Source organism: Desulfobacter latus (genome assembly GCF_013389365.1).
Taxonomy (GTDB): domain Bacteria; phylum Desulfobacterota; class Desulfobacteria; order Desulfobacterales; family Desulfobacteraceae; genus Desulfobacter; species Desulfobacter latus.
Genome location: NZ_JACADJ010000148.1, coordinates 1 through 2,268, shown reverse-complemented (window position 1 = coordinate 2,268; position 2,268 = coordinate 1). Strand labels below are relative to the sequence as shown.

3 protein-coding genes are annotated in these 2,268 nt (G+C 37.2%); 1 reads left to right on the top strand and 2 read right to left on the bottom strand.

Annotated elements, in window-relative coordinates; genetic code table 11:
* Nucleotides 1–303: 303 nt before the first annotated feature.
* A complete protein-coding gene (locus HXW94_RS18600) occupies nt 304–666 on the bottom strand; it encodes a type II toxin-antitoxin system PemK/MazF family toxin (RefSeq protein WP_178368385.1) in 363 nt (120 codons plus the stop codon).
* Nucleotides 663–896 (bottom strand): hypothetical protein, encoded by a 234-nt coding sequence (locus HXW94_RS18595; protein WP_178368384.1) that lies wholly within the window; start codon nt 894–896, stop codon nt 663–665. The genes HXW94_RS18600 and HXW94_RS18595 overlap by 4 nt, the downstream gene beginning before the upstream one ends.
* Before the next feature lie 350 nt (nt 897–1,246).
* On the opposite strand from HXW94_RS18595, the gene HXW94_RS18590 reads away from it, so the two are divergent.
* A complete protein-coding gene (locus HXW94_RS18590) occupies nt 1,247–1,498 on the top strand; it encodes a type II toxin-antitoxin system Phd/YefM family antitoxin (RefSeq protein WP_178368383.1) in 252 nt (83 codons plus the stop codon).
* Nucleotides 1,499–2,268: the final 770 nt, after the last annotated feature.

Sequence of the window (2,268 nt, the reverse complement as noted above, 5' to 3'; positions counted from 1 at the left end):
ATCGGCCACAGCGTAGGTTGGGTTGAGGAACGAAACCCAACAACTTATTGGCGTTGGGTTTCGTTCCTCAACCCAACCTACCGGAAATCCGTATGGCCTAAAATATGACCAAGGCCACATTTTCTATATTTAATTAACCGCATGAATCAAGGTTTGACCCTGACCATAGCAAGAAAACTTGTGGCTTATATGCTGAATCTACATTTTCCCTTTAACAAAACTTATCATAGATATCCCCGGAATTCCCCCAATGCTTAATTTTACTCTGACCCCAATTGCATGCAATTACACTACATGATAGAATTAGGAACTATCAAGTTCAAATACAATCCTTAAAGACTGGTTAATTTTCTGTACTTTGTCTATTGACAATTTCCCTCGAATTTTGACCAACCTATGACGGTGATCTATTGGACGTGCCTGCAAACAGTCTGCTACCGATTTTTTAGATAGACCATTATCGGATGAAGGATAAATTTCAACATTGGTTTTAATTTGAGTTTTTTTTGCACTCCATTCAGTAATTGGAACAACTTGGATAACAGGAACTCTTTCATTATAAATATCGTTAGTTACAACTACACATGGTCTGACTTTCCCCGTTTCTGAACCTTTTGTCGGATCAAGATTGACGTCAATAATCATACCTCTTTTCAGTACTGTCATTCCGGCCATCCGTTTAATGCAATTTGGGTCAATTCTCTTAAATCATCATCTTCAGAATAAATTTCAGAATATAATTCAGCGGATTTTCTTAGACTTTCAAGATCAAGTGCTTTCTTGAAATGCTCTATTGCCTCACGAAGCATAGCGCTTTTATCCTTAAATCCATAGCGTTTAAAATTATTCAAAAACTGGACTTGCGTTTCTTCAACGCTGAATTTTGCCTGTAACATACAGCCTCCTTTTGGGTACTTATTTTGGTACCTTATTTATAGGCCTATATTAAAGACAAACAGGCTAAAAGTCAATGAAAGAGAATTGGCAAAAGGCAACAAGAATAGAGCGACCCTGACCATAGCAAGAAAACTTGTGGCTTATATGCTGAATTTACATTCTCCCCTTAACAAAACTTATCATAGATATCCCCGGAATTCCCCCAACGCTTAATTTTACTCTGACCCCAATTACAAAAAATCAGGACGCTACATTTGACCCATTTGCCGCGATAGGGGCTTGATAAATGCCATAAATAGTATTATATATAGTACTGTTAATAATAATTTAAAATAGAAAAGGTATTATTATGAATACTATAACAGCCAACCAACTCAAAACAAAGGGCGTTTCTGCGATCCAGAAGAATCTTTCAGAAAATTGTGAATTGGTGATTACAGTCCGAGGCAAAGAAAAATATATTGTAATGGATATGGAACATTATAACTATCTGCGGGAATGCGAACTTGATGCTGCACTGCATCAGGTCAAAACTGATTATCAGGATGGTAATTTTATCATGGAGACTGTTGAAGACCATATCAAAAGAATATTACAATGACATATAAACTCATCTATACAAATAGTTATATCAAGAGGGCTTCTAAATTTGTCAAAAAACATCCTGAGCTGATATCTCAATATAGTAAAACACTTAAACTCTTAGAAATTGATCCGAACCACCCATCTTTGAGGCTTCATCCTCTAAAAGGGAAATTAAAAGACTTGTATTCAATTTCGATAAATATTTCCTATAGAATCACACTTGAATTCTTTGTTACAGAAAAAAAAATTGTTTTGGTAAATGTTGGGCATCATGATGGCGTCTATTAATAGCGTCCCATTCAGTCGGGGTTTTTAACTGTTAGCAAAAATATAGTCAAATATCGTCTTAATATGACAAATTTCGCAAATTTTTATCATTATTTTATACCAAAACTTAAAAAAATTCACATGTATACAGAAAGTCGATCTCTGCCGGCGGCACCGGGAACCGGTTGAAGGGCACCTGCGGGTCATGGTCTTGGGCAATGCAGCAGTCCACCAGGATGGCGATGCTGCGGCCGCCGTGGTCCGGCTGAAACTGGACCAGGTGACGCAGGTTTCGGCGCCCAAGTGAGCGATGGTGATGGGGGGGGGTAACTCACGCGGATTGGCAGAAAATAAATAAATATACACTGGATATTTGCCATAAGGAATTGGATACTATAGTGGTTTGCAAATGAATTGATAAATATCTAAAATTTTCATGTTATAATAAAAAATTGGGGGCTTTTATCTGATTTCGCCTTTTCTTTAACTTGCCATACCTCGATTTACCATTGCTGATCC